Raw genomic sequence first — 21,155 nt, 5'->3', positions numbered from 1 at the left:
ATACCGCGGCCGAGCGGTCTTCCCGCATGCTGGAGGCCATGGAATCCAGCAAGCCGGTCGGGCGCCGCCTCGAGGAGAGCCTGCGCGACTTCTGGGCGACACGACCCGAACGGCCGCTGGTCGGGCGCCGGTTCGCCGGGGTCGCCGCCGCCCTCGGCAATCGGTACTCCATCGATCCGACGCTGATCCGCGTGGTCTTCGTGACCTGCACCGTGTTCGGCGGTTCCGGGCTGGTCTGCTATCTGCTCGGCTGGTTGCTGCTGCGCAAACAGGGCGACCGGGCCTCGGCCTTCGGTTCCATGGTCGGCCGCGGGACGAGCTCGGTGTCCAGCCTGTTCACCGTGCTGCTGTGCCTGGCCCTGATTCCCGCCAGCGGGGTCATGCTCGGCGGGAACTTTCTGCTCGGCGGGCCGCTCGGGGGCCCGATCGGGTTCGCCGGGCTGCTCGTGGCGCTCTATCTGCTGCACGGTTCGCGCGCGCAACTCGCCGTGGCACCGCAACCGGTCGGCCGGGCCGAGGAGACCGCCGCGCGCCGGGGCACCGCCACCGCCCCGGTCACCGATCCGGCGTCCTGGGACGCGTTCGGGGCGGCCCCGTTCGCCTGGGACCTGCCCGAACCCGCGCGGGCCCCGCAGCAAGCGCCCCCGCCGCCGCGCAAGCCGCGCAAATCCAAGAAGGTCGGGCTCATCGGGCTCCTCGTCACGCTGCTCGCGATCGCCGGGTGCGTGCTGTTCGCCGCTGCCACGGACGGCTGGATGACCCCGGCGCACGCGGCGGCCATCGTGCTCGCAGCGGTGGGCACCACGATGATCCTCGGTTCCTTCGCCGGTGGCGGGCGCGGGCTCATCGTGCTCGCCGTGCTGTTCGCGGCCGGTTCACTGCTGGCCATGCGCGCCGACCTGGGCGGAACGCAGAACGAACGGTTCACCCCGGCGCGGACCGACCAGGTCCAGGCCGAGTACCGCAACGATCTGGGTTCGCTGCACCTCGACCTGACCCGGCTCCCGGAAAGCGGAACGGTGCACACCTCGGTGACGACCAGACTCGGCGCCGCGACGGTGATCGTGCCGCGCACCGCGGACGTCACCGTCAACTGCGAGACGCGGCTGGGCAAACTCGACTGCCTCGGCACCAAGAGCAGCGGCACCGGCCCCAGCCCGGTGTCCAAAGTGGACAACGGAACGAACGGAAAGGGCGGCCTGGTGATCGACCTCGACGCGAACACCGACCTCGGCACCGTGGAGGTGCGCCGTGGCTGACCGGAACTCCCCGGAACACGCACCGGAGCGCGGGCGAAAGCTGGACCCGGTGACCCTGGTCGCGGGGATCGCCTCGGTGCTGATCGCGGCCTATGTGCTCACCGACGAGCAGTTCGGGGTGCCGTTCCTCGAAGGCCGCTGGCTACTCGCCGGTGGAACAGCGGTCGTCGGCGCGCTGCTGCTGCTCAGCTCCCTGCGCCGGAAACGTTGATCACTCCCACTCGATGGTGCCCGGCGGCTTGCTCGTCACGTCCAGCACCACCCGGTTGACCTCGGCGACCTCGTTGGTGATCCGGGTGGAGATGCGTTCGAGCACCTCGTAGGGCAGCCGTGTCCAGTCCGCGGTCATCGCGTCCTCACTGGACACCGGCCGCAGCACGATCGGGTGGCCGTAGGTGCGCCCATCGCCCTGCACCCCGACCGAACGCACCTCGGCGAGCAGCACGACCGGGCACTGCCAGATGCTCCCGTCCAGTCCTGCGGCGGTGAGCTCCTCACGGGCGATCGCGTCCGCACTGCGCAGCACCTCGAGCCGGGACTCGGTGACCTCGCCGATGATGCGGATCCCCAGCCCGGGACCGGGAAACGGCTGGCGGTTGACCATCGGTTCGGGCAGGCCGAGTTCCACACCCACCTTGCGCACCTCGTCCTTGAACAGCGCGCGCAACGGTTCGACGAGGGAGAACTGCAGATCCTCGGGCAGCCCGCCGACATTGTGGTGGCTCTTGATGTTCGCGGTCCCGGAACCACCACCGGACTCGACCACATCCGGGTAGAGCGTGCCCTGCACCAGGAACTCCGCCCCTACTCCCACGCCGACGTCGTTGCGCAATTCGCGCGCCGCGGCCTCGAAGACCCGGATGAACTCCCGGCCGATGATCTTGCGCTTCTGCTCCGGATCCGTGACCCCGGAAAGCGCGGTGAGGAAACGCTCGCGCGCGTCGATGGTGCGCACCTCGACCCCGGTCGCGGCGACGAAGTCCCGCTCGACCTGGGTGCGCTCCTCGGCCCGCAGCAGGCCGTGATCGACGAACACACAGGTGAGCCGGTCCCCGATGGCCCGCTGCACCAGCGCGGCGGCCACGGCGGAGTCCACCCCGCCGGAGAGCGCGCAGATCGCGCGGGCATCCCCGATCTGCTCGGTGATCCGCGCGACCTGTTCGTCCACAATGGACGCAACCGTCCACTGTGGACGGATACCGGCGACCTCGTAGAGGAAGCGGTGCAGCACCTGCTGACCGTGCGGCGAGTGGTGCACCTCCGGGTGGTACTGCACCCCGGCGAACCGGCGCGCGGTGTCCTCGAAGGCGGCGACCGGGGCACCCTCGCTGGCCGCGGTCACGGTGAATCCCTCGGGTGCCTCGGTGACCGAGTCCCCGTGACTCATCCAGACCGGCTGACGTTCGGGGAGCCCGGCGTGCAGTACCCCGGTGTCCGCGCCCGTCTCACCATCCGTACCGACGTGGCAGCGCAGTTCGGTGCGGCCGAACTCCCGCGCCCCGGTGGGCGCGACGGTACCGCCGAGTGCGCGCGCCATCACCTGGAAGCCGTAGCAGATGCCGAGCACCGGAACACCGAGCTCGAACAACTTCGGGTCCAGCGAGGGCGCGCCGTCCTCGTAGACGCTCGACGGGCCACCGGACAGGATCAGGGCGAGCGGTTCCCGTTCGGCGATCTCGGCGACGCTTGCCGTGTGCGGCACCACTTCCGAGTAAACCTGCGCCTCGCGCACCCGGCGCGCGATGAGCTGGGCGTACTGGGCACCGAAGTCGACAACGAGCACTGGCCGCATGCTGGTATCCGTCACGCGCCCAGCTTAAAGCAGCGATTACCTGCCCGTTCACCTCGGCACCCGGTCCACGAACCGCGTCGTGTAGGTCTTGGCCAGATCGATCCGGTCCTTGCGTGGTTTGACGTTCACCGAGAACTCGGAGAGCACGTTCAGCACATTGCGCGCTCCCTCGGGGTTCATCCGCCCGTCGCCGTTGAACATCCGCACCGAATCGGCGATCGAGCGCTCGTAGAGCTCCTTGCCGCCGGAGGCGAACGAGGGCGGCATCTTCGCGGCGATCTGTTCCGGGGTGTGCGTCTTCATCCAGCGCAGCGTGCCGACCAGGGCGTTCGTCAGCTTCTGGGCGATGTCCGGATAGCGCTGCACGATCTGGCAGCTCATGTACAGCGAACTCGCCGGGTAGAGTCCGCCGAGCGCGGCCCTCGTGCCCTGCTCGGTGCGCAGATCGGTGAGGATCCGGCCCTTTCCGGTGCTGGTCAGCCTGGCCACCGTCGGATCGGTGGTCATCCCCGCGTCGATCGCCTGGTTGTCCATATTGGCGATGAACGTCTGCCCCGCCCCGACCTTGACCGGGGTGAACTCGTCCGGATGCACCCCGGCCCGGTTGGCCAGCGCCTTGCTGAGGAAATCGGTCGAGGAACCGAGCGAGGTGATGCCGAGATTGTGCCCGCGCACATCCCGCCAGCCGCGGATCCGGCCGGCCTTGTTCGCGGCGACCATCTCCACCTCGCCCGGCACGTTCGCGAACTGCACCACGCTCTTCAGGCACTGATCCTTGGCCTGCAGGTCGATCGTGTGGTCGTAGAAACCGACCACCCCGGCCACCTCACCGGCGAGCAGGGAGGTCTCCGCGGTGGCCCCGTCCGGCTGGGACAGCAGGCTCACATCGATTCCCTGGGCGCGGAATCCACCGAGCCGTTCGGTGAGCATCGCGGGCAGGTAGATGACCTTGTCCAGGCCGCCGACCATGATGGTGATCTTCGGTTTGCCGTCCGCGCCCATGGGCAGGGTGCGCGAATCCCGGCAGCCGGCCACGCTCGCGCACAGGGCGAGCAGCACGGCACACAGTGCGATGGTCCGTTTCATGTCACAACTCCGATACCGCGCTGCCGGAAACCTTGGGACGCCAGCGCAACAGCCGGTTCTCCGCGGTACCGATGAGCCATTCGGCGAGCAGGGCCACCACGGTGATCACGATCATCCCCGCGTAGATGCCCGGGGTGTCGAAGGTGCCCTGCGCGTTGGCGATCAGGAAGCCCATCCCGGATTTCGCACCCGCGTACTCCCCGACCACCGCGCCGATGAGCGCGAAGCCGAACGCGATGTGCAGCGAGGAGAGGATCCAGGATGTCGCGCTGGGCACCACGATGGTGCGCAGCACGGCGATCCGGCTCGCGCCCAGGATGCGGGCGTTGTCGATCAGGTTGCGTTCCACCTCGCGGGCCCCGGTGAAGGCGTTGAAGAACACCGCGAAGAACACCAGCACCACCACGGTCGCGACCTTGGAGCCGAGCCCGAGGCCGAACCACACGATGAACAGCGAGGCGAGCACGATCCGCGGTACCGCGTTGGCCGCCTTGATGAACGGATTGAGCACCTCGGCGAGATAGGTGCTCCGGCCGAGGATCACCCCGAGCAGCACCCCGAGTACGGCTCCGATGAAGAAACCGAGCACCGATTCCTCGACGGTGGTGAGCAGATTCGCCCAGATCGAACCGAAATCGGTGCCGATGGTGAACCATTCGTAGAGCCGGTTCGCGATCGCCGAGGGTTTCGAATAGAAGAACGGGTCGATCCAGTATGTCGCGGCCAGTTCCCAGCTGCCGAGCCAGACCACGATGATCGTGAGCCGCAGTCCCCACACCCTGACGGCTCGTTTACGTTTGGCGGCACGTACCGAATGAGTGAGGAATTCTTCGCTCTGCACGGTTTCGATCGTCATTTCCGATCCCCCATTTTCCGGGTCTTGTCCACTTCCTCGGAAAGCGAGGACCACACCTTGCGATAGATGGCGAGGAATTCCTCGGTGATGCGCAACTGCTCGACATCCCGCGGGCGGTCCAGCTCGATCCGGAATTCGGCTTTCACGGTTGCCGGTGCCGCCGTCATCACCACGACCTTGTCCGCGAGCGCGATCGCCTCGTCCAGGTCGTGGGTGACGAAGACGACCGCCGCGCCCGTACCCTCCCACAGGCGCAGCAGCTCGCCCTGCATCAGCGCCCTGGTCTGCACGTCGAGCGCGGAGAACGGCTCGTCCATCAGCATGATGGACGGGGAGGTCACCAGCACCTGGGCGAGCGCCACGCGTTTGCGCATCCCACCGGAGAGCTGATGCGGGTAATAGTTCTCGAATCCGGCGAGCCCGACCCTGGCCACCCAGTCCCGCGCCTGTTCGCGGGCCTCACGTTTGCCCGTCCCCCGGTAGCGCGGACCGGTGGCAACATTGTCCAGCACCGAACGCCAGGGAAGCACCGCGTCGGTTTGGAACATGTAACCGATCCCGTCCGGGATACCGGTCACCGGGGCACCGCGCACCGAGACCGCGCCTGCCGAGGCGGGTTCGAGTCCGGAAACCAGGGAGAGGGTCGTGGATTTCCCGCAGCCGGTCGGCCCGACGACGGCGACGAACTCACCGGAGTCGACGGACATGCTCAGCTCGCGGACCACGGTGTGGATCCCACCGGTCCCGGTGGGGAACCGTTTGGTCGCACCGCGCAACTCGATCAACATCTCGCTCTCCTCATTGAGGGCACTGCGGGCATCGGCGCCGCTGCGGGCCGCTGGTCACCGGCGACCGTAGGGAACCGGGGCGAGGGAGCCAAGTTTGTGTGCGATCTTCGCGGACAACTGAGCATTACCCGCGTTCTGCGCATTTCGCTCGGGAACGGGTACGGTTCGCCCGTGGCAGGACTGCAGGCGCGGAAACCGGTGCGGTTCACCTGGCAGATCCTGCTTCTGCAACTGCTCGTAGTCCTGGTATTACTCGGCGCAGGGATCGGGTTCGCCTTCCTGCTGCTCGGTTCGGAGGCTTCGCACGAGGCGGGCAGCAAGGCGCTGGCGATCGCGCGCACCGTGGCGAGCGCGCCCGGGGTGCCCGCCGCGGTGGCCGAACGCCGCTCCGCCGGTCCGTTGCAGCACTATGTCGCCGCGCTGCGCGACCGGTCGAACGTGCTGTTCGTGGTGATCACCGACGACAAGGGCATCCGGCTGGCCCACCCGGACCCGGAGCGGATCGGCGAACCGGTGAGCACCGACCCCTGGCAGGCGCTGGCGGGCAAGGAAGTCGTGAACGTGCACCAGACCGGGACGCTCGGCGCCTCCATCCGCAGCAAGGTTCCGGTGCGCTGGCAGGGCCGGGTGGTCGGCGAGGTCAGTGTGGGATTCGACAACGACGTACCCCAGGAAGTGCTCTCCCGCAGGCTCGGCGTGTTCCTCGCGTTCAGCGCGGCGGCCCTCGGCCTCGGTCTCGGCGTGGCCGCGCTGCTGACCTGGCGATTGCGCCGCCAGACGCTCGGTCTCGAACCCTACGAGCTGACCGGACTGGTCAGCGAGCACGAGGCCGTGCTGCACGGGATCGGCGAGGGGGTGCTCGCGCTGGACCCGGCGATGCGGGTGACGGTGCACAACGCCGAGGCGGCCGAGCTGCTCGGAATCACACCGCGGGACGGCGCCCCGTACCGCGAACTGGAACTGCCTACCAGGCTCGCCGCGGCGATCGAGGAAGGCCAGGAGGTCGACAATCTGGTCACCATCGCGGGAGCCCGGGTGCTGCTCGCCCGGCTGCGCACCGTTCGCCGGGGCACCCGCGATCTCGGCATGGTGATCACCCTACGGGACCGCACCGAGGTCGAAACGCTGACCAGGGAACTGGATTCGGTGCGCGGGCTCACCGACGCGTTGCGCGCGCAACGGCACGAGTTCACCAACCGGCTGCACACCCTTTCCGGGCTGCTCCAGATCGGACACACCGAGGAGGCCGCGGCCTATCTCGGCACCCTCACCGAAGGCGCCCCCGCGGGCGAGGTGGTCGAGGCCGAACGGGTCGCCGATCCGCATCTGCGCGCCCTGCTGTACGCAAAAACCGTTGCCGCGCAAGAGAAGGGCGTCGAGCTCGGAATCGGTGACGCGAGCCTGGTACTCGGCCGGGTCACCGATCCGCTCCGGGTGACCACGGTGCTCGGCAACCTGGTGGACAACGCGATCCGCGCGGCCGCGCTCGGACACCGCCGCCCGCGCCGGGTCGAGGTGGATGTGCTCTCCGAGGGGGAGACCCTGCATCTCGCGGTCGCCGATTCCGGAGACGGGGTGCCGGAATCCTTGCGAGCGCGGATCTTCGAGGAGGGAACGTCCACAAAGGACGGTCCGGGTCACGGTATCGGGCTGACCATCGCGGCGCGCGCGGCCGCCGTGCACGGGGGAGCACTGCGGCTGGCCGAGCCCGATTCCGCAAACGAACCGGGTGGCGCGCTCTTTCTCGCTGTACTGCCGCATATCCTGGCACCGGAGGTACCGAAATGATCAGGGTGCTCGTGGTCGACGACGATTTCCGGGTCGCCGGCCTGCATGCCGAGTTCACCGCGAGCGTGACCGGATTCCACGTCGAGGGTGTGGCGCACAGCGCGGCCCAGGCGTGGGCCCGGATCACGGAGACCCGCCCGGACCTGCTGCTGGTGGACATTTATCTGCCGGACGGTTCCGGGCTCGAACTGGTGCGCACCCACCAGGGCGACACGATCGTGGCCTCCGCCGCCGACGATGCCGACACGGTGCGCGCCGCGCTGCGCGCCGGTGCCCTTGGCTACCTGATCAAGCCGTTCGCTGCCGAAGCGCTCACCGCGCGGCTGCGCGGTTATCGTGCGTTCCACGAACAACTCACCGGCCCGCGCCTCGGGCAGCAGGCCGTGGACGCCGCCCTGCGCTCCCTGCACGCGAGCGAGACCGGCGCCCGGCGGGCCTCCCCCGCGACGACCGGACTGGTCGCGGAACTGCTCGAACGCGCCGGGGCGGCCCTTTCCGCGGCCGAGGTGGCCAGGGAACTCGGCATCGCCCGGGCCACCGCACAGCGCCACCTCGGCTCGCTCACCGAACAGGGCACGGTCCGCATGGGGCTGCGCTACGGTTCCACCGGCCGCCCCGAACACGAATACACCTGGGCCGGTGCGCATGGGTGAGTCCAGCGATGTGCCCGCACTGCGCAGGGGTCTGGCCATCCTGCGCCTGCTCGGCAGCCACGTGAACCCGATGACCGCCTCGGCCATCGCGGGCACCCTCGAACTGCCCCGGTCCACGACCTACCACCTGCTCGCCGAACTCACCGAGGCCGGATTCGTGACCCACCTCCCCGAGGAGAACCGCTACGGGCTCGGCCTGGCCACCTTCGAACTCGGTTCCGCCTACGTGCGCCGCGATCCCCTCGAACGGCTCGCCCGGCCCCTGCTCCGCGGGCTCGTCGAACGCACCGGGTACACCGCGCACCTCGGCATCCTGCACGGCGCCGAGGCGCTGTACCTCGCCCGCGAACAGCCGGCCACCACCCAGGGGCTGGTCACCGCCGTCGGGGTGCGCCTGCCCGCCGCGCTGCCCGCATCCGGTCGCGCCGTGCTCGCCGGGATGCCCGCCGCGCAAGTGCGCGCCCTGTTCCCGAACGCCGATGCCTTCGTGGACCGCACCGGGCGAGGCCCCAAGAACCTGCCCGCACTGCGCGCCCTGCTCACCGAGGAGGCCAGGCTCGGCTGGTCCATCGAGGACGGCTTCGTCAGCGAAGGTTACGCCTCCGTCGCCGCGCGGGTGCACGACCACGACGGGCGCCCGGTCGCCGCGATCAGCGTGACCTTCCGGCACGTCTGCGCCGGGGACTGCGCGAACACCTGGCCGGAACTGGCCGCCGAGGTCCGCGCCGCGGCCGGTGAGCTCACCGCGCGGATTGGGGGGCGCGGTTGAATTCTATCCAGTCGGTGTGATTCCCGTTCCACCGATCATACGACCGCACATAATACACTACGTGATACAATTTATGTTATGACTGGAGCTACAGTGAGTTTCCGGGCCGACGAATCCACTGTCGAAGCAATCGAATGGCTGCTGGAGAACACGGATGGCAGCGACCGCTCCGAGGTGATCCGGCGTGCGATCCTCGATGAGGCACGCCAGCTCCAGCGCGACCGCATTCGCGCCCAGGCCGAGGCAATCGCGGCTGACGAGGACGACCGGGCCGAAATGCGTGCGGCCCGCGCTGACCTGGACGCCATCCGTGCGTGGTGACGTCTACCGGCTGAGGGCACCCAAGAACACCCGAGGACATGAACAGCGCGGCCGGCGGTACGCGGTCGTGCTGCAATCCGACCTCCTGCCGTTGTCGACGTGGTTGGTCGCACCGACATCGACCAGCGCACGCGCAGCTGACTTTCGGCCCGAAATCGAGATCAGCGGAAAATCCGCTCGCGTACTCGTCGAGCAGACGACCGCGGTCGATCCCGAGCGGCTCGGTGACATGGCCGGGCACCTCACAACCGGGGAACTGCTCGCGATCGATCGCGCCGTCCGAATCGTGTTCTCCCTGACCTGATCGCGCCTCGGCCGGTGAACTCACCGCGCGGATTGCGGGGCGCGGTCGGGTTTCTCTTCCCGGGCGAAGAAGGCGCGCGCCGGGCGGCGGCGCAACAGGACCAGCAGCGTCAGGGCGACCAGGGCCTGCGCCGCGAACAGCACCGTCACCCAGGCCGGGTACTGGCCGGAGAAGACGAGGTAGCCGTAGACGACCACGCCGATGGCGGCGACCACGTGCGCCCGGATGTAGGCGCGGCGCTTGCCCCGGTACAGGTCGCGCACCACGAAGGCGTACACGAGCGTCATGACCGCGATCGTGCCCGGCCGGGACCACAGCTGGCCGGAGAGCATGTCATGGGTCTGCTGCCATTGCGCGGGTGGCACGGCGAGTGCGTGCAGCTGGTGGTTCAGGATCTGCTCGCGGAACAGGATCGTGAGCACCGCGACGAGGGCGCCGATACCGAGGTTGACGAACAGCACGCGGACGATCGCGTGCGCGGGATTCGATCGTGTTGACATGCCACCATTGCACAGCAGCGTCCCCCTGCCGCGACACGGCGAAAAGCAGCCGCAGCCCCCTGCGAAAGTCGAACCCCCGCGACACTTTCGCCGCTGTCACACGAGGCCGTCACATGAGTTTGTTGGCGCGCAGGAATTCCTCGGCGATGTCCACCGGATCGCGTTTGGCCACGGTGTACTCGTCGTCGAGCTTGGCGAGCTTGTCGGTGGTGAGTGCGGCGGAAAGCCGGTTCAGGATGCCCCGTTCCCGTTCGGTCAGCGCGCCCTTGGCCACCAGCGGGACGATGTGCTGGGCCGGGAACAGGTGTTTCGGATCGGCGAGCGGAACGAATCCGTTGCCGGCGATCCGCGAGTCGGTGGAGAACATGTCCACCACCTGCGCCTTGCCGGATTTCAGTGCGGCCACGGTGACCGGTCCCCCGGTGTCGGTGGTGGTGAGCTGGCGGAAGGTGCAGCCGTAGCGCTTCTTGATCTTGGCCTCCCACCGGTCCGGCCACTGCCCGGGCCCGCCGAACACGAAGTCCCCGCAACGCGGCCCGAGGTCGGCCAGCGAACGGATCCCGGTGTCCGCGGTCTCCTTCTTCACCACCAGGACATCCTTGTCCTCGGCGGGCGCCTGTTCGAGCACGTCGAGCGAGGGCGGAAGCGCCTTGCGCAGTTCGCGGTAGACCTGGCCGGATTCGGTGGCCTGATTGGGTTTGTCGAAGTACTGCAACAGGTTTCCGCTGTAGTCGGGGGTCAGCGAGAGCGACTTGTCCTGCAGCGCCTTGACCACGACCTCGCGGCCGCCGACCGGTGGGCGGATGACCACGTTGCGCGCCCCGCCCTTGGTCAGCGCGGTCGCGTAGAGCTGCGCGATGACCAGGTTCTCCGGGACATCGGAGGAGCCGATGATGATCTCCCCCCGGTTGCCGCCCTCGCCGCCGCCCTTGAGCGGATCACCGCAACCGGCGAGCAGGGCGGCCGCGCACAGCACGACGAACAGTTTGCGCTTCATGCGGGCGCCTCCGCGGTGGCCGGCTTGGTCTCCATGCTGCGTCCCGCGGCGACGGCTGCGGCGACCCGCAGCCCGTACGGCACGATGATGCGCTGGATCCCGGCGAGCACGAGATCGGCTGCCATCGCCAGCAGCGCGGTGAACAGGGCCCCGCGACGACCTTGGGATAGTCGAGCACCGCCAGCCCGTCCAGCAGCAGCCGTCCGAGGCCGCCGAGCCCGACGTAGGCGGCGACCGCGGTGGTCGCGACCAGTTGCAGCATGGCGTTGCGGATCCCGCCGAGCAGCAGCGGAATCGCGATCGGGAACTCCACCTGGAACAACCGCTGCCAGCCGGTCATGCCGACCCCGGTCGCCGCGTCCAGCGCGCGCTCGTCCGCGGAGGCGATCCCGGAGTAGGTTCCGGCCAGGATCGGCGGAATGGCCAGCACCACGAGCCCGATGATCGTGGCCGGCTTGCTCTCGGTGAAGATCAGGAACAGGAAGGTCACCAGGCCGAGGGTCGGCAGCGCACGCACGATGTTCGCCAGGCCGACCAGCACCACGCCGCCGCGCCCGGTGTGCCCGACGAAGGCACCGAGCGGAACCGCGATCACGGTCGCGATGCCGAGCGCGAGCAGGCAGAACCCGAGATGCTCCCAGAGCCGGGGCCAGATCCCGTTCGGCCCGGTCCAGTGCGCCGGATCGCCGAGCCAGGAAACGATATCGCCGATCATGTGCTCACACCTCGCTGCCAGGGGGTCAGGAATTTGCGCATGGCGACGAGCACCAGGTCCACGACGAGCGCGAGCAGCAGGGTCAGCACGATGCCCACGATGATCGGGGCGAAGTACTCCCGCGCGAACCCGTCGGTGAACAGCACCCCGAGCCCGCCGGTTCCGATGATCGCGCCGACCGTGACCAGGCTGATGTTGCTCACCGACGCGACCCGGACCCCCGCGGCGAGCACCGGGACGGCGAGCGGGAGCTGGATCGCGAAGAATCGGCGCAGCGGGCGGTACCCCATCGCGGTGGCCGCGGCGACCACGCTCGCGTCGATCGAGTCGAGCGCTTCGATCACCGGGCGGATCAGCAGCGCGGTCGTGTAGAGCGAGAGCGCCACGATCACGTTCACCGGGTCGAGGATCCTGGTGCCGATGATGCCCGGGATCACCACGAACAGCGCCAGCGAAGGCAGTGTGTAGATCAGGTTCGCCGGTACCAGGAAGAATCCGCGCAGCCGCCGGGTCCGGTGCGCGACCGCGCCGATCGCGATGGCCAGCACCACCCCGACCACGAGCGGAAGCAGTGCCAGGTACACGTGCTGGCCGAGGTCACCGAGAATGGCGGCGCGGGTGTTCGCGCTGCCCAGGAATTCGCCCAGTTCGTCAAACATCGGCTGCTCGTTCCGGTTTGCTGCCCTCGATGGTCTCCAGCACCGTCTGCGAGGGCACCACGCCCCGGAAGGTCCCTTCCCCGTCCACGACGACCGCGAAGTTCGCCGGGCTGGACAGTGCCGAGTCCAGCGCCCCGCGCAGCGGGGATCCCTCCAGATACAACGAACCGTTCGGGCTCAGCGCGGACTGGGTGACCACGCCGTCCGGCACCGTTCCCGGGGCCAGCCAGCCGCGCGGGCGGTCCTGCTCGTCGAGCGCGAGCGTCCAGTCCCGGGTCGGCCCGTCGAGTGGTTCGCCGAACCGGGTGGTCGGCACGGTCTGCAGTGTGAACGCGCCCGGTTCCACGAAGGACAGCCCGCGATAGCCGCGGTCCCGGCCGACGAATCCGGCGACGAACTCGTCCGCGGGCTGGCGCAATACCTTCGAGGGCTCGTCGTACTGCGCGAGCTTGCCACCCTCCCGGAACACCGCGACCTTCTCGCCGAGCTTGACCGCCTCGTCGATGTCGTGGGTGACGAACACGATCGTCTTGTCCAGCTCCGCCTGCAGCCGGAGCAGCTCGTCCTGCAGCTCGTCGCGCACCACGGGGTCGACCGCGGAGAACGGTTCGTCCATGAGCAGGATCGGCGGATCGGCGGCGAGCGCGCGGGCCACCCCGACCCGCTGCTGCTGCCCGCCGGACAGCTGCGCGGGATAGCGCTCGGCGAGCTCCTCGGAGAGGCCGACGACGTCGAGCAGCTCGCGGGCCCTCGCGCGCGCCCTGGGTTTCTTCTCCCCGGAGAGCATGGGCACGGTCGCGATGTTGTCCAGCACGTTGCGATGCGGGAACAGCCCCGAATGCTGGATGACGTAGCCGATCCCCCTGCGCAGCAGCGCGGGATCGGACTCCATCACATCCTTGCCGTCGACAAGGATCCGGCCCGAGGTCGGATCGAGCATGCGGTTCACCATCCGCAGCGAGGTGGTCTTCCCACAGCCGGACGGGCCGACGAACACGGTGATGCTGCCTGTTTCGACGCGCAGGTCGAGATCATCGACCGCCGTCGCGCCATCGTCATAGCGTTTCGTGACGGATTGGAATTCGATCACTGGTGCCGTCCGAGGTCACGACGGCCTCCCTACAGCCGCCTGCGCTTCTTTTCCCGACCCTAACCCGAGCCGCCGACAAACCGGGCCGATTCCACTATGTTGAGACCGGCTATTCCTGGATGAGGGCCCGGAACTCGGCCGCGGGCAGCGGCCGGGAGAACAGCCAGCCCTGATATTCGTCGACTCCCTCGGCACGCAGTGTCTCGAACTGCTCCACCAGTTCGACACCCTCCGCGACGCACCGGCGCCCCATCGCGTTCGCCAGGTCCACCACCGCGCGCACTACCGCGGTGTCCGAGGTGTCGTGGTTGACCCCGGCGACGAATTTCCGGTCCACCTTGATGATCTGCACCGGCAGATCCTTGAGCCGGGCCAGCGAGGAATATCCGGTGCCGAAGTCGTCCACGGCGAACTGCACCCCGTCCGCGACGAGTTCGCGCATCACCGCGATGCCCTCCGCGGGCAGCGTGACGAGCGAGGTCTCCACGAGCTCGAGCACCACCCGCGACGGATCGATCCCGGTCTCGGCGAGCACCGCGCGCACCGTCTCGTCGAATTCCTGGGTTCCGGGCAGCAGTGCGGAGAGGTTCACCGCGACCCGCACCGGGCGCCCGCTGTCCGGCCAGCGGCTCGCCTCGGCGAGCGCGCTGCGCAGCACCCAGTTGTCCAGCGCCCGCAACAGATCCGCCTCCGCGGCGACGGTCAGGAATTTGTCCGGGGACAGCATTCCGCGCTCCGGGTGGTTCCAGCGCACCAGTGCCTCGGCACCGACGACGACGCCCTGAGTGTCCACAATGGACTGGAAGTGCAGCACCAGTCCGGAATCCGGGTCCGCGCCCGCCAATGCCTGGCGCAGCTGGGATTCCAGTTGCAGTTTGCCGCCCATCGACTCGATCAGCGCGACGCCCGCGACCGAGAAACTGCCGCTGCCCCCGCGCTTGCTCTCGAACATGGCCGCGTCGGCGAAACGCAGCAGATCGACCTCGTTGTCCAGGCCATCGCTCGGTACCGCGGCCCCGATGGACACCGAGACCTGCACCTGCTGGCCGTGCACGACCGCGGGCTGCCCGAGCAGTTCGCTGATCCGCTCGGCGAGCCGGTCGAGCCCGCCGACCGCGCGCACATCCGAGCACACCACCACGAACTCGTCCCCGGAGTGCCGCGCGGCGGCACAGTGCGGGGGCAGTTCGGTGCGCAGCCGCTCGGCGAGCGCGATGAGTACGTCGTCGCCGAAATCGTGACCGAGCGAATCGTTGATCCGGGCGAAATTGTCCACATCGCAGAACAGCACGGCCAATTGCGCGGCGTGCCCGTTCGCGAGCAGTGCCCGCAGCTCGGCCTGTACCCCGGCACGATTGAGCAGCCCGGTCAGCTCGTCCACCCCGCGCGGCTTCGCGTCCGCTCCCTGCTCGCCGACGCCGGTGTACATCATCACCCAGAACGTGCGCCCGTCGTCCTGCACCGAGGCCGCGGTGCGCACCTCGCACGGCACCCCGGAACCATCCGCCCTGCGCACCGTGTACCGGCGGGGCTGACCGCTGGAAGCCTCCGCGTACTCGAAGAAGGACTCGTAGGAGCAGGGCTGGTCGTCATCGTGGGCCAGTTCGGTGACCGCCGTGCCGACCACCTGCTCGCGGGCGGTACCGAGCAGTTCGCACAGCGCCTCGTTCACATCGGCGATCCGTGCCTGGTCGTCCACCAGCGCGATCCCCATCGGGCTCGCCGCGACCAGGTCGGCGTAGCGCTGCCCGGACCGTTCCACCTTCGTCTCGGCCAGCCACTGCTCGGTGAGGTCGTAGGCGGAGCCGACCAGCCGCCGGTTGCCCTCGGCATCGGTCTTGCGCTCGGCGAACACGTGGATCTTGTGCGGATTCCCGTGCATATCAGAGAACCGGGTCTCGAACTCGGCGGCCCTTCCGGTCCGCAGCACCGTCCGGCACTGCTGCCAGACCCGCCTGCGGTCCTCCTCGTGCAACCGCTCGATGAGGTCCTCGGTTCCCGGCTGGTCCTCCACGGCGAACCGCCACAATTCCCGCAGCCGCGCGGACAACTCCACCGTGTTCGCCCCGGCGTCCCAGGACCAGGTGCCGATCTCCAGCACCCGGTTGAGCCCGGCGAGGCGGGTCTCGCCCTCCTCGACCGCCTGCTCGAGTTCGCGCAGCCGGGTCAGGTCGTGCACGTTCCCGACCAGCCACTGCTCGCCGTTCTCGTCGGTGATGCGTTCCCCGTAGACGTACACCCGCTTGTAGTGATCCTCACCGTCCCGGTAGCGCAGCTCCACCTCGCCGCTGCCGACCGGCCCGAGCACCCGGGAGATCGCCGCCTCGAGCTTGGCCTTGTCGTCGGCGTGGATCCGTTCGAGTGCCCGCTCGAAGGTACCGACCCGCTCGGCGTCCAGACCGAACACCTCGTAGGCCTCCGCGCCGATCTCCAGTTCGGACGAACCGACCCGCCAGGCCCAGCTGCCGATCCGCGCGGTCCGGCGCGCCTCGGCCAGCTGCACCCGGTCGTGCGCGACCTCCCGCTCCAGTTCGCGCAGCCGGGTCAGGTCGTGCACGGTGCCGATGATCCGCCGGTAGGTGGCCTCCGGATTGCTGGCCACCTCGCCGTATACGCGCAGCACCCGGATCGCGCCACCGGGCTGCACCACGCGGCATTCCACATCGGCGCGCAGCGGTCCGTCGGTGTAGCTGAGCCTGCCGAGGCTGTTCGCCACCGCGAGCCGGTCGTGCCGGTGCACGACGTGGTTGAGCCGTTCCCTGGTGATCGGGTTGCCGTCGTTCGCGATGCCGAGCAGGTCCCGCAGCGCGGGGCTGCAGTCGACGGCTCCCGTCGCGCCGTCCCAGGACCAGGTCGCGACCCCGGTCACCTTGCCGGCCCCGGAAAGCAGCGCCTCGTGTTCGGCGAGCTGGCGTTCCAGGACCCGCTGCTCGGTCACGTCGTGGGTGGTCCCGATGAACCGGCGGGCACCACCCGGCCCGATGGTGACCTCGGCGTGCATCCGCAGCACCCGCCACTGCCCGTCCGGCAGCGCGGCGCGGAACTCCAGATCGGTGACCACCGACTGATCCGGATCGGTCGCGTTCGCCATGTACAGCGCGATCCGGTCCCGGTCGTCGGGATGGATCACGTCGAGCACATCCCGGGTGCGCACCGGTCCCGGCCGGTCCGGGAAGAACAGCCCGCGGAATCCGACCGAGAACGTGATGAGCTCGGCGATCGGATCCCATTCCCAGGTGCCCAGGTCCATGATCCGGCCCGCGCCGGGAGCCCGCAGCTCGTCCGCGATCGCGCGCTGGCGCAGTTCGCGCAGGCTCGTCACGTCGTAGACGGTGCCGACCATCCGCATCGGCCCGCCCATGTTGTCGGTGACGATCGTGAGGTAGTTGCGCAGGGTCCGTACCTCGTCGCCGAGCAGGATGCGGAACTCCGTCTCCGGGGCCACGACGCGGCCCTCCCGCACACTCTGCGCGTACTGCGCGGCGACCGTCTCACGGTCCTCGGGGTGCAGGATCCGCAGCACCCGTTCGAGGGTGATCTCCTCCGCGCGGCCGAAACCGAACATGTCCCGCAGGGTGTCGCTCGGCTCGATGCGGGCGGTGGTGGTGTCCAGCGTCCAGGCCCCGATCCCGGGAGCGCGGTCGAGGGAGAGCAGCGCGTCCTCGTCGGCCAGCCTGCGCTCCAGGGTCCGCTGCCTGGTGATGTCCCTGGCCAGGCCGAACACGATCCGGTGGCCCTGGTGCTCGAACCAGTCGATGTGCACGGCGAGGATCAGTTCCTCGCCGTCCGGGGTGACCATCGGGAACTCGACATCGGTCTTCGGCGGCCGACCCCCCTCGAGCTGTTCGACGAGGCGGAACAGGCCCTCCCGCTCGGCTTCGGGCACCCGCTCGCCGAGGAACTGGTCGATGTAGAGCACATCCCCGCCCAGTTTGAGCAGCGCGCGCAGCTCGGGGGAGACCATGATCTCGCGCTGCGTGGTGTCCCACTGGAAGGAGCCGACATCGCCGAAACTGACCACGCCGCGCCAGCGCGCCTGGTCCTCGCCGACCTTGCGCTCGAGCTTGCGCAGATTGGTCAGGTCCCGGCACACCCCGCGGACCACCCGGGTGCCGTCTTCGCGCGCGATCGCCTGGATGCTCGACTCGATTACCCGCTGCGCCTCGCCCGCACCGATGCGCAGCTCGATGTGCGTCGGTGTGGTCACCGAAGGATCGGCCCACCGCCGGATGGTGTTGTCCAGCGTGTTCCGGTCGTCCTCGTCGAGCAGCGCGTAGAAATCGCTGATCGGCAGTGGCCCGCCCTCCGCGACCCCGGTGATCATGCTGATCATGCCCCAGGTGTGGCAGACCTCGCTGCCCGGCACCCACTCCCAAACCCCGGCCTCGATGTGGCTGGCCAGCCCGCGCAGCCGCTCCTGGTCCTGAGCGTGTTCGCGCTCCAGCTCGCGTACCTCGGTCACGTCCCGCACGGTCGCCCTGGCCAGCGGGATCCGGCCGGGACGCTCGAGCACGCTCACCCGCACCTCGAGGGTCCGGTACCGCTGCCCGTCCCAGACCCGCATCTCGGTGTGTTCCACGGTCGGGATTCCCGGCTCCGGCCACCAGTCGAATTCCGCGGCCAGTCGCGAACGGTCCTCCGGATGCACCGCCTCGAGCAGATCGCGGATGCTGGTGCGGCCCTTCTCGTCCGAGCCGAGCAGCTCGTGCAGGATCCCCCAGCAGGTGAAGGTGTCCGAACCGCCCTCGCGCTCCCAGAACCCAATCCGCGCGCCGGCCGTGAGCTCACGCAACCGTTCCCGGTCCTGGGCGTGTTCGCGCTCGAGCGCGCGCACCTCGGTGACATCCCGCACCGTGCCGCGCAGCAGCAGCACACCGTCGGCGCGCCTGCGGGCCTCGATGCGTGACTCGATGATCCGGTAGTCCCCGCGCTCCCGGATCCGGAGATCGAGCTGGCCGGTCGCGGGTGGTTCCCGGCCGCTCAGGTCCCCGACCAGTTCGGCGAGCGCGGCCCGGTCCTTGGGGTGCACGAGCGCGTAGTACACGTCGACCGCGGCGACCCCGTTCTCGTCCGCGCCGGTGACCTCGCGGGCGAGCCCCCAGCAGCTGAAGGTCTCCGCGCCGGGAACCCATTCCCAGACCCCGATCCCCTCGCGGCTGGTGATCTCGCGCAGCCGCTCCCGGTCGTCGGCGATCTCGCGCTCCAGTGCGCGCATCTTCGTCACGTCCCGGCAGGTCGCCCGGACGAAGCAGGGACCGTCCGGGGGCTCGTTGAACTCCAGATGGGTCTCGATCACATAGGTCCGGCCGTCGAGCACGCTCCGGAAATCGAAGGGGCCCGGGATGCGCTGGCCCTCGCGGATCCGCCGGAAGATCTCCCACGCGGTGTCCCGCTCCCCCTCGGGAATGAAGCCGAGCAGGGTCGCCATGGGGACCACGCCGCTGCCGTCGGCGGTACCGCTGGCGCGCTCGCGCAGGATCCCATAGAGCACGCAGTGGTCCTTGTCGATCTCCCATTCCCAGCCGCCGACCTCGGAGTAGCGGGCGATATCGCGCAACCGCTCCCGATCGTCCCCGATGTGCTCGCGTTCCCGCACGGAGCCGGTGATGTCGCGTACCGTGCCGACCAGCCTCGGCGGGCCGTTCTCGTCCACGAACCGGCCGATGACCCGCAGCAGCCGCGTCGATCCGTCCTCGGCGAACGCCCGGAAGTCCAGTTCCTTGTCGTCGTTGCTGCCCTTGACCAGTCCGGCGCCGAATTTCCGTACCCGTTCGGTGTCCTCGGGATGGATCCGCCCCTGGGTCACGGTGATGTCCAGCGGCCCGGACGGCAGCCCGAACGCTTCGAAGACCCCACCGGTGAGTTCCACCAGTTCGCTGTCGAAATTGACGGTCCAGGTACCCGTGTCCGATGCGCTGCCGAGGCCACCGGCGCGCGCCCGCTCATCGGTGAGCTCGCGCTCCAGTTCCCGCAGCTCGGTCATGTCCTGCACGGTGCCGAACACCTGGTACCCGCCCTCGGCGGTCTGCCCGCCGAACTGGCTGTTCCAGCGCAGCCAGCGCACCGCGCCGTCCGGGCGCACCAGCCGGCACTCCACCTCGGGCGCCAGCACCTCCAGGTCCTCGTCCGTCCGGTCGACCACCTGGGCCACGGCTTCCCGGTCGTCCGGGTGGATCATGGCCCGCAGCACCGACCTGTCCAGCGCCCCGGCCGGCTCGATCCCGAGCAGCGCGCAGGCCTGCGGGGAAAGGTGCACCACATCGCCCCCGGTCACCCGCTGCCAGGTGCCGATCCCGGTGGACTGGCTGAGCCCGCGCAACTGCATCCGCTGCTCGGCGACCTGGCGCTCGAGCGCGCGCAGCCGGCTCACGTCCTGCACCGTCCCCCCGATACCGACCACCTCGCCGGTGTCGTCGAGTTCCGGGTAGGTGTGCACGAGCATGCACCTGTCGGCCTCGATCGAGCGCAGTTCCATCCGGTGCGGACCGGGCAGTTCCCCGGCGACGATCGCGTCGAGCTGGCGCTGCGCGGCCGGGCGGTCCTCCGGATGTACCGCTTCCAGCATGTGCGCGGCGTCCCGGTGCGCCGGTTCGAGCGCCTTCGCCGCGCGACCGCTCGTGCTCAGCGTGCCGGTGCGCAGGTCGATGTGCCAGTGCCCGATCTCGGCGGCCTCCTGCGCGCGCCGCAACAGCTCGCTGTCCTGCTCGGGCTTGCCGTAGAACTCGTCGATCTCGGAGACGTAGCCGACCGTCAACCCCTGCTCGACCCGTTCGGCGACGCAGCACACCCGGGTGATGCCGCCGTCGAAAGCGAGGCAGCGGGCCACGAACAGCATCCGTTCATGGGTACGCAGATGCCCGCGCCAGGCATCGCGGGCACGAGCCACATCGTCCGGGTGCAGCAGTTGCACCAGCGCGTCGAGCCCGGTGGAGAGCATGCCCGGCATGAGCCCGAGTACCGGGTAACCACTCGGCAGCCACTGGGTGGTTCGGGTGCCCGGCTCGTAGGTGAAGGCCGCGGTGTGCGAGATCCTTAGCAGCTCGAGATACCGCCGGACCAGGGCGGCCCGGGCCGCGACCCGCTTGGACCGGTCGGTGAAGCAGACGTGGAACAGCTCACCGCTCTCGGCGGGCAGCCGGGTCGCGCGTACCGGGATCCGGGCCCCGTGGGCGAGCCGGAGCAGCGGCGCACCGCGATCGTCGGCGCTGAGCAGATCTTCGAGGTGCTTGCCGCGAACCGTGTCCTCGTCCGCCTGGTAGAGATCGGTGAACGCCGCATTACAGCGCACGACCCGCCCATCGGCCGCGCAGGTGAGCGCGGCCTGTTCCGGCAGATCAACGGGTGCGGAGACCCGAGTGGGAACATGCGCTCGCGTATCGGTCACCGTCACCTCGCTCTCGGCGCGCACACCCACGCACGTCGTCGGTCGATTAGAGCAGTTTGCCCCGCTCAGGGCTCCGATCGGGGGACAACACGTTAACTATGTCTCACTCGACTCGGTGATACCGTAGCGTCTTCATCGACGCCGCGCAGCTCTGATCGCCGGTCTCGACATGCATCTTGCGCGCACCGAGAGCT

16 protein-coding genes and 1 pseudogene are annotated in these 21,155 nt (G+C 69.3%); 7 read left to right on the top strand and 10 right to left on the bottom strand.

Going from position 1 to position 21,155, the window contains the following annotated elements; genetic code table 11:
- Positions 1-38: 38 nt before the first annotated feature.
- Both A37U_RS0109525 and A37U_RS0109520 read left to right on the top strand, forming a co-directional pair.
- Positions 39-1,259, top strand: coding sequence for a PspC domain-containing protein (locus tag A37U_RS0109525; protein WP_026197038.1), 1,221 nt, complete (start codon positions 39-41; stop codon positions 1,257-1,259).
- Positions 1,252-1,470, top strand: coding sequence for a hypothetical protein (locus tag A37U_RS0109520; protein WP_020496403.1), 219 nt, complete (start codon positions 1,252-1,254; stop codon positions 1,468-1,470). The genes A37U_RS0109525 and A37U_RS0109520 overlap by 8 nt, the downstream gene beginning before the upstream one ends.
- On the opposite strand, the gene guaA is transcribed toward A37U_RS0109520, so the two are convergent.
- Genes guaA through A37U_RS0109500 form a run of 4 tightly spaced genes read right to left on the bottom strand, consistent with a single transcriptional unit; the run spans position 1,471 to position 5,781 of the window.
- Positions 1,471-3,051, bottom strand: a complete 1,581-nt coding sequence (gene guaA, locus A37U_RS0109515; RefSeq protein WP_040586883.1) for a glutamine-hydrolyzing GMP synthase — start codon at positions 3,049-3,051, stop codon at positions 1,471-1,473.
- Between the two features lie 48 nt (positions 3,052-3,099).
- Complete coding sequence (locus A37U_RS0109510) at positions 3,100-4,137, bottom strand: ABC transporter substrate-binding protein (RefSeq protein WP_020496401.1); 1,038 nt, start codon at positions 4,135-4,137, stop codon at positions 3,100-3,102.
- Between the two features lies 1 nt (position 4,138).
- Positions 4,139-4,993: an ABC transporter permease gene (locus A37U_RS0109505; protein WP_020496400.1), complete on the bottom strand. Its 855-nt coding sequence runs from the start codon at positions 4,991-4,993 to the stop codon at positions 4,139-4,141.
- Positions 4,990-5,781, bottom strand: coding sequence for an ABC transporter ATP-binding protein (locus tag A37U_RS0109500; RefSeq protein ID WP_020496399.1), 792 nt, complete (start codon positions 5,779-5,781; stop codon positions 4,990-4,992). Before A37U_RS0109500 ends, A37U_RS0109505 begins: the two co-directional genes overlap by 4 nt.
- Positions 5,782-5,952: 171 nt before the next feature.
- Here A37U_RS0109500 and A37U_RS0109495 point away from each other — a divergent pair, with 171 nt between their 5' ends.
- The 5 genes from A37U_RS0109495 to A37U_RS0109475 all read left to right on the top strand — a co-directional run bounded on the left by A37U_RS0109495 (position 5,953) and on the right by A37U_RS0109475 (position 9,616).
- Entirely contained in the window at positions 5,953-7,569 is a 1,617-nt protein-coding gene (locus A37U_RS0109495; protein WP_240437521.1) for a sensor histidine kinase, read from the top strand.
- Positions 7,566-8,222 carry a response regulator transcription factor gene (locus tag A37U_RS0109490; protein WP_020496397.1) on the top strand — a complete coding sequence of 219 codons (657 nt, stop codon included), beginning with the start codon at positions 7,566-7,568 and terminating at the stop codon, positions 8,220-8,222. The genes A37U_RS0109495 and A37U_RS0109490 overlap by 4 nt, the downstream gene beginning before the upstream one ends.
- Positions 8,215-8,991, top strand: a complete 777-nt coding sequence (locus A37U_RS0109485) for an IclR family transcriptional regulator (protein ID WP_020496396.1) — start codon at positions 8,215-8,217, stop codon at positions 8,989-8,991. The genes A37U_RS0109490 and A37U_RS0109485 overlap by 8 nt, the downstream gene beginning before the upstream one ends.
- A 93-nt stretch (positions 8,992-9,084) precedes the next feature.
- Positions 9,085-9,312, top strand: coding sequence for a ribbon-helix-helix protein, CopG family (locus A37U_RS0109480; RefSeq protein ID WP_020496395.1), 228 nt, complete (start codon positions 9,085-9,087; stop codon positions 9,310-9,312).
- Positions 9,302-9,616: a type II toxin-antitoxin system PemK/MazF family toxin gene (locus tag A37U_RS0109475; RefSeq protein ID WP_020496394.1), complete on the top strand. Its 315-nt coding sequence runs from the start codon at positions 9,302-9,304 to the stop codon at positions 9,614-9,616. Before A37U_RS0109480 ends, A37U_RS0109475 begins: the two co-directional genes overlap by 11 nt.
- A 20-nt stretch (positions 9,617-9,636) precedes the next feature.
- Here A37U_RS0109475 and A37U_RS0109470 read toward each other — a convergent pair whose 3' ends face one another.
- The 6 genes and pseudogenes from A37U_RS0109470 to A37U_RS42955 form a co-directional block, all read right to left on the bottom strand.
- Positions 9,637-10,116 carry a hypothetical protein gene (locus tag A37U_RS0109470; RefSeq protein ID WP_020496393.1) on the bottom strand — a complete coding sequence of 160 codons (480 nt, stop codon included), beginning with the start codon at positions 10,114-10,116 and terminating at the stop codon, positions 9,637-9,639.
- 109 nt (positions 10,117-10,225) lie between these two features.
- On the bottom strand, positions 10,226-11,113 hold the full coding sequence (locus A37U_RS0109465) for an ABC transporter substrate-binding protein (protein ID WP_020496392.1): 888 nt from the start codon (positions 11,111-11,113) through the stop codon (positions 10,226-10,228).
- Positions 11,110-11,828: pseudogene (locus A37U_RS42960) on the bottom strand (ABC transporter permease). Before A37U_RS42960 ends, A37U_RS0109465 begins: the two are co-directional and overlap by 4 nt.
- Positions 11,825-12,487, bottom strand: a complete 663-nt coding sequence (locus A37U_RS0109455; RefSeq protein ID WP_020496391.1) for an ABC transporter permease — start codon at positions 12,485-12,487, stop codon at positions 11,825-11,827. Before A37U_RS0109455 ends, A37U_RS42960 begins: the two are co-directional and overlap by 4 nt.
- On the bottom strand, positions 12,480-13,577 hold the full coding sequence (locus tag A37U_RS0109450) for an ABC transporter ATP-binding protein (RefSeq protein WP_020496390.1): 1,098 nt from the start codon (positions 13,575-13,577) through the stop codon (positions 12,480-12,482). The genes A37U_RS0109455 and A37U_RS0109450 overlap by 8 nt, the downstream gene beginning before the upstream one ends.
- 109 nt (positions 13,578-13,686) lie before the next feature.
- Positions 13,687-20,961, bottom strand: a complete 7,275-nt coding sequence (locus A37U_RS42955; RefSeq protein ID WP_157182705.1) for a PAS domain-containing protein — start codon at positions 20,959-20,961, stop codon at positions 13,687-13,689.
- Positions 20,962-21,155 lie beyond the last annotated feature (194 nt).

The sequence above is a fragment of the Sciscionella marina DSM 45152 genome (genome assembly GCF_000379465.1).
Lineage (GTDB): Bacteria > Actinomycetota > Actinomycetes > Mycobacteriales > Pseudonocardiaceae > Sciscionella > Sciscionella marina.
Note: the sequence above shows the minus strand (reverse complement) of the source record. Positions and strands in the feature narration are given on the sequence as shown.

Bases quoted from the DNA above. Each gene is read 5' to 3' on its own strand.
- A37U_RS0109525 (WP_026197038.1), top strand. From the start codon at position 39: ATGGAATCCAGCAAGCCGGTCGGGCGCCGCCTCGAGGAGAGCCTGCGC.
- guaA (WP_040586883.1), bottom strand. From the start codon at position 3,051: ATGCGGCCAGTGCTCGTTGTCGACTTCGGTGCCCAGTACGCCCAGCTC.
- A37U_RS0109510 (WP_020496401.1), bottom strand. From the start codon at position 4,137: ATGAAACGGACCATCGCACTGTGTGCCGTGCTGCTCGCCCTGTGCGCG.
- A37U_RS0109505 (WP_020496400.1), bottom strand. From the start codon at position 4,993: ATGACGATCGAAACCGTGCAGAGCGAAGAATTCCTCACTCATTCGGTA.
- A37U_RS0109500 (WP_020496399.1), bottom strand. From the start codon at position 5,781: ATGTTGATCGAGTTGCGCGGTGCGACCAAACGGTTCCCCACCGGGACC.
- A37U_RS0109490 (WP_020496397.1), top strand. From the start codon at position 7,566: ATGATCAGGGTGCTCGTGGTCGACGACGATTTCCGGGTCGCCGGCCTG.
- A37U_RS0109485 (WP_020496396.1), top strand. From the start codon at position 8,215: ATGGGTGAGTCCAGCGATGTGCCCGCACTGCGCAGGGGTCTGGCCATC.
- A37U_RS0109470 (WP_020496393.1), bottom strand. From the start codon at position 10,116: ATGTCAACACGATCGAATCCCGCGCACGCGATCGTCCGCGTGCTGTTC.
- A37U_RS0109465 (WP_020496392.1), bottom strand. From the start codon at position 11,113: ATGAAGCGCAAACTGTTCGTCGTGCTGTGCGCGGCCGCCCTGCTCGCC.
- A37U_RS0109455 (WP_020496391.1), bottom strand. From the start codon at position 12,487: ATGTTTGACGAACTGGGCGAATTCCTGGGCAGCGCGAACACCCGCGCC.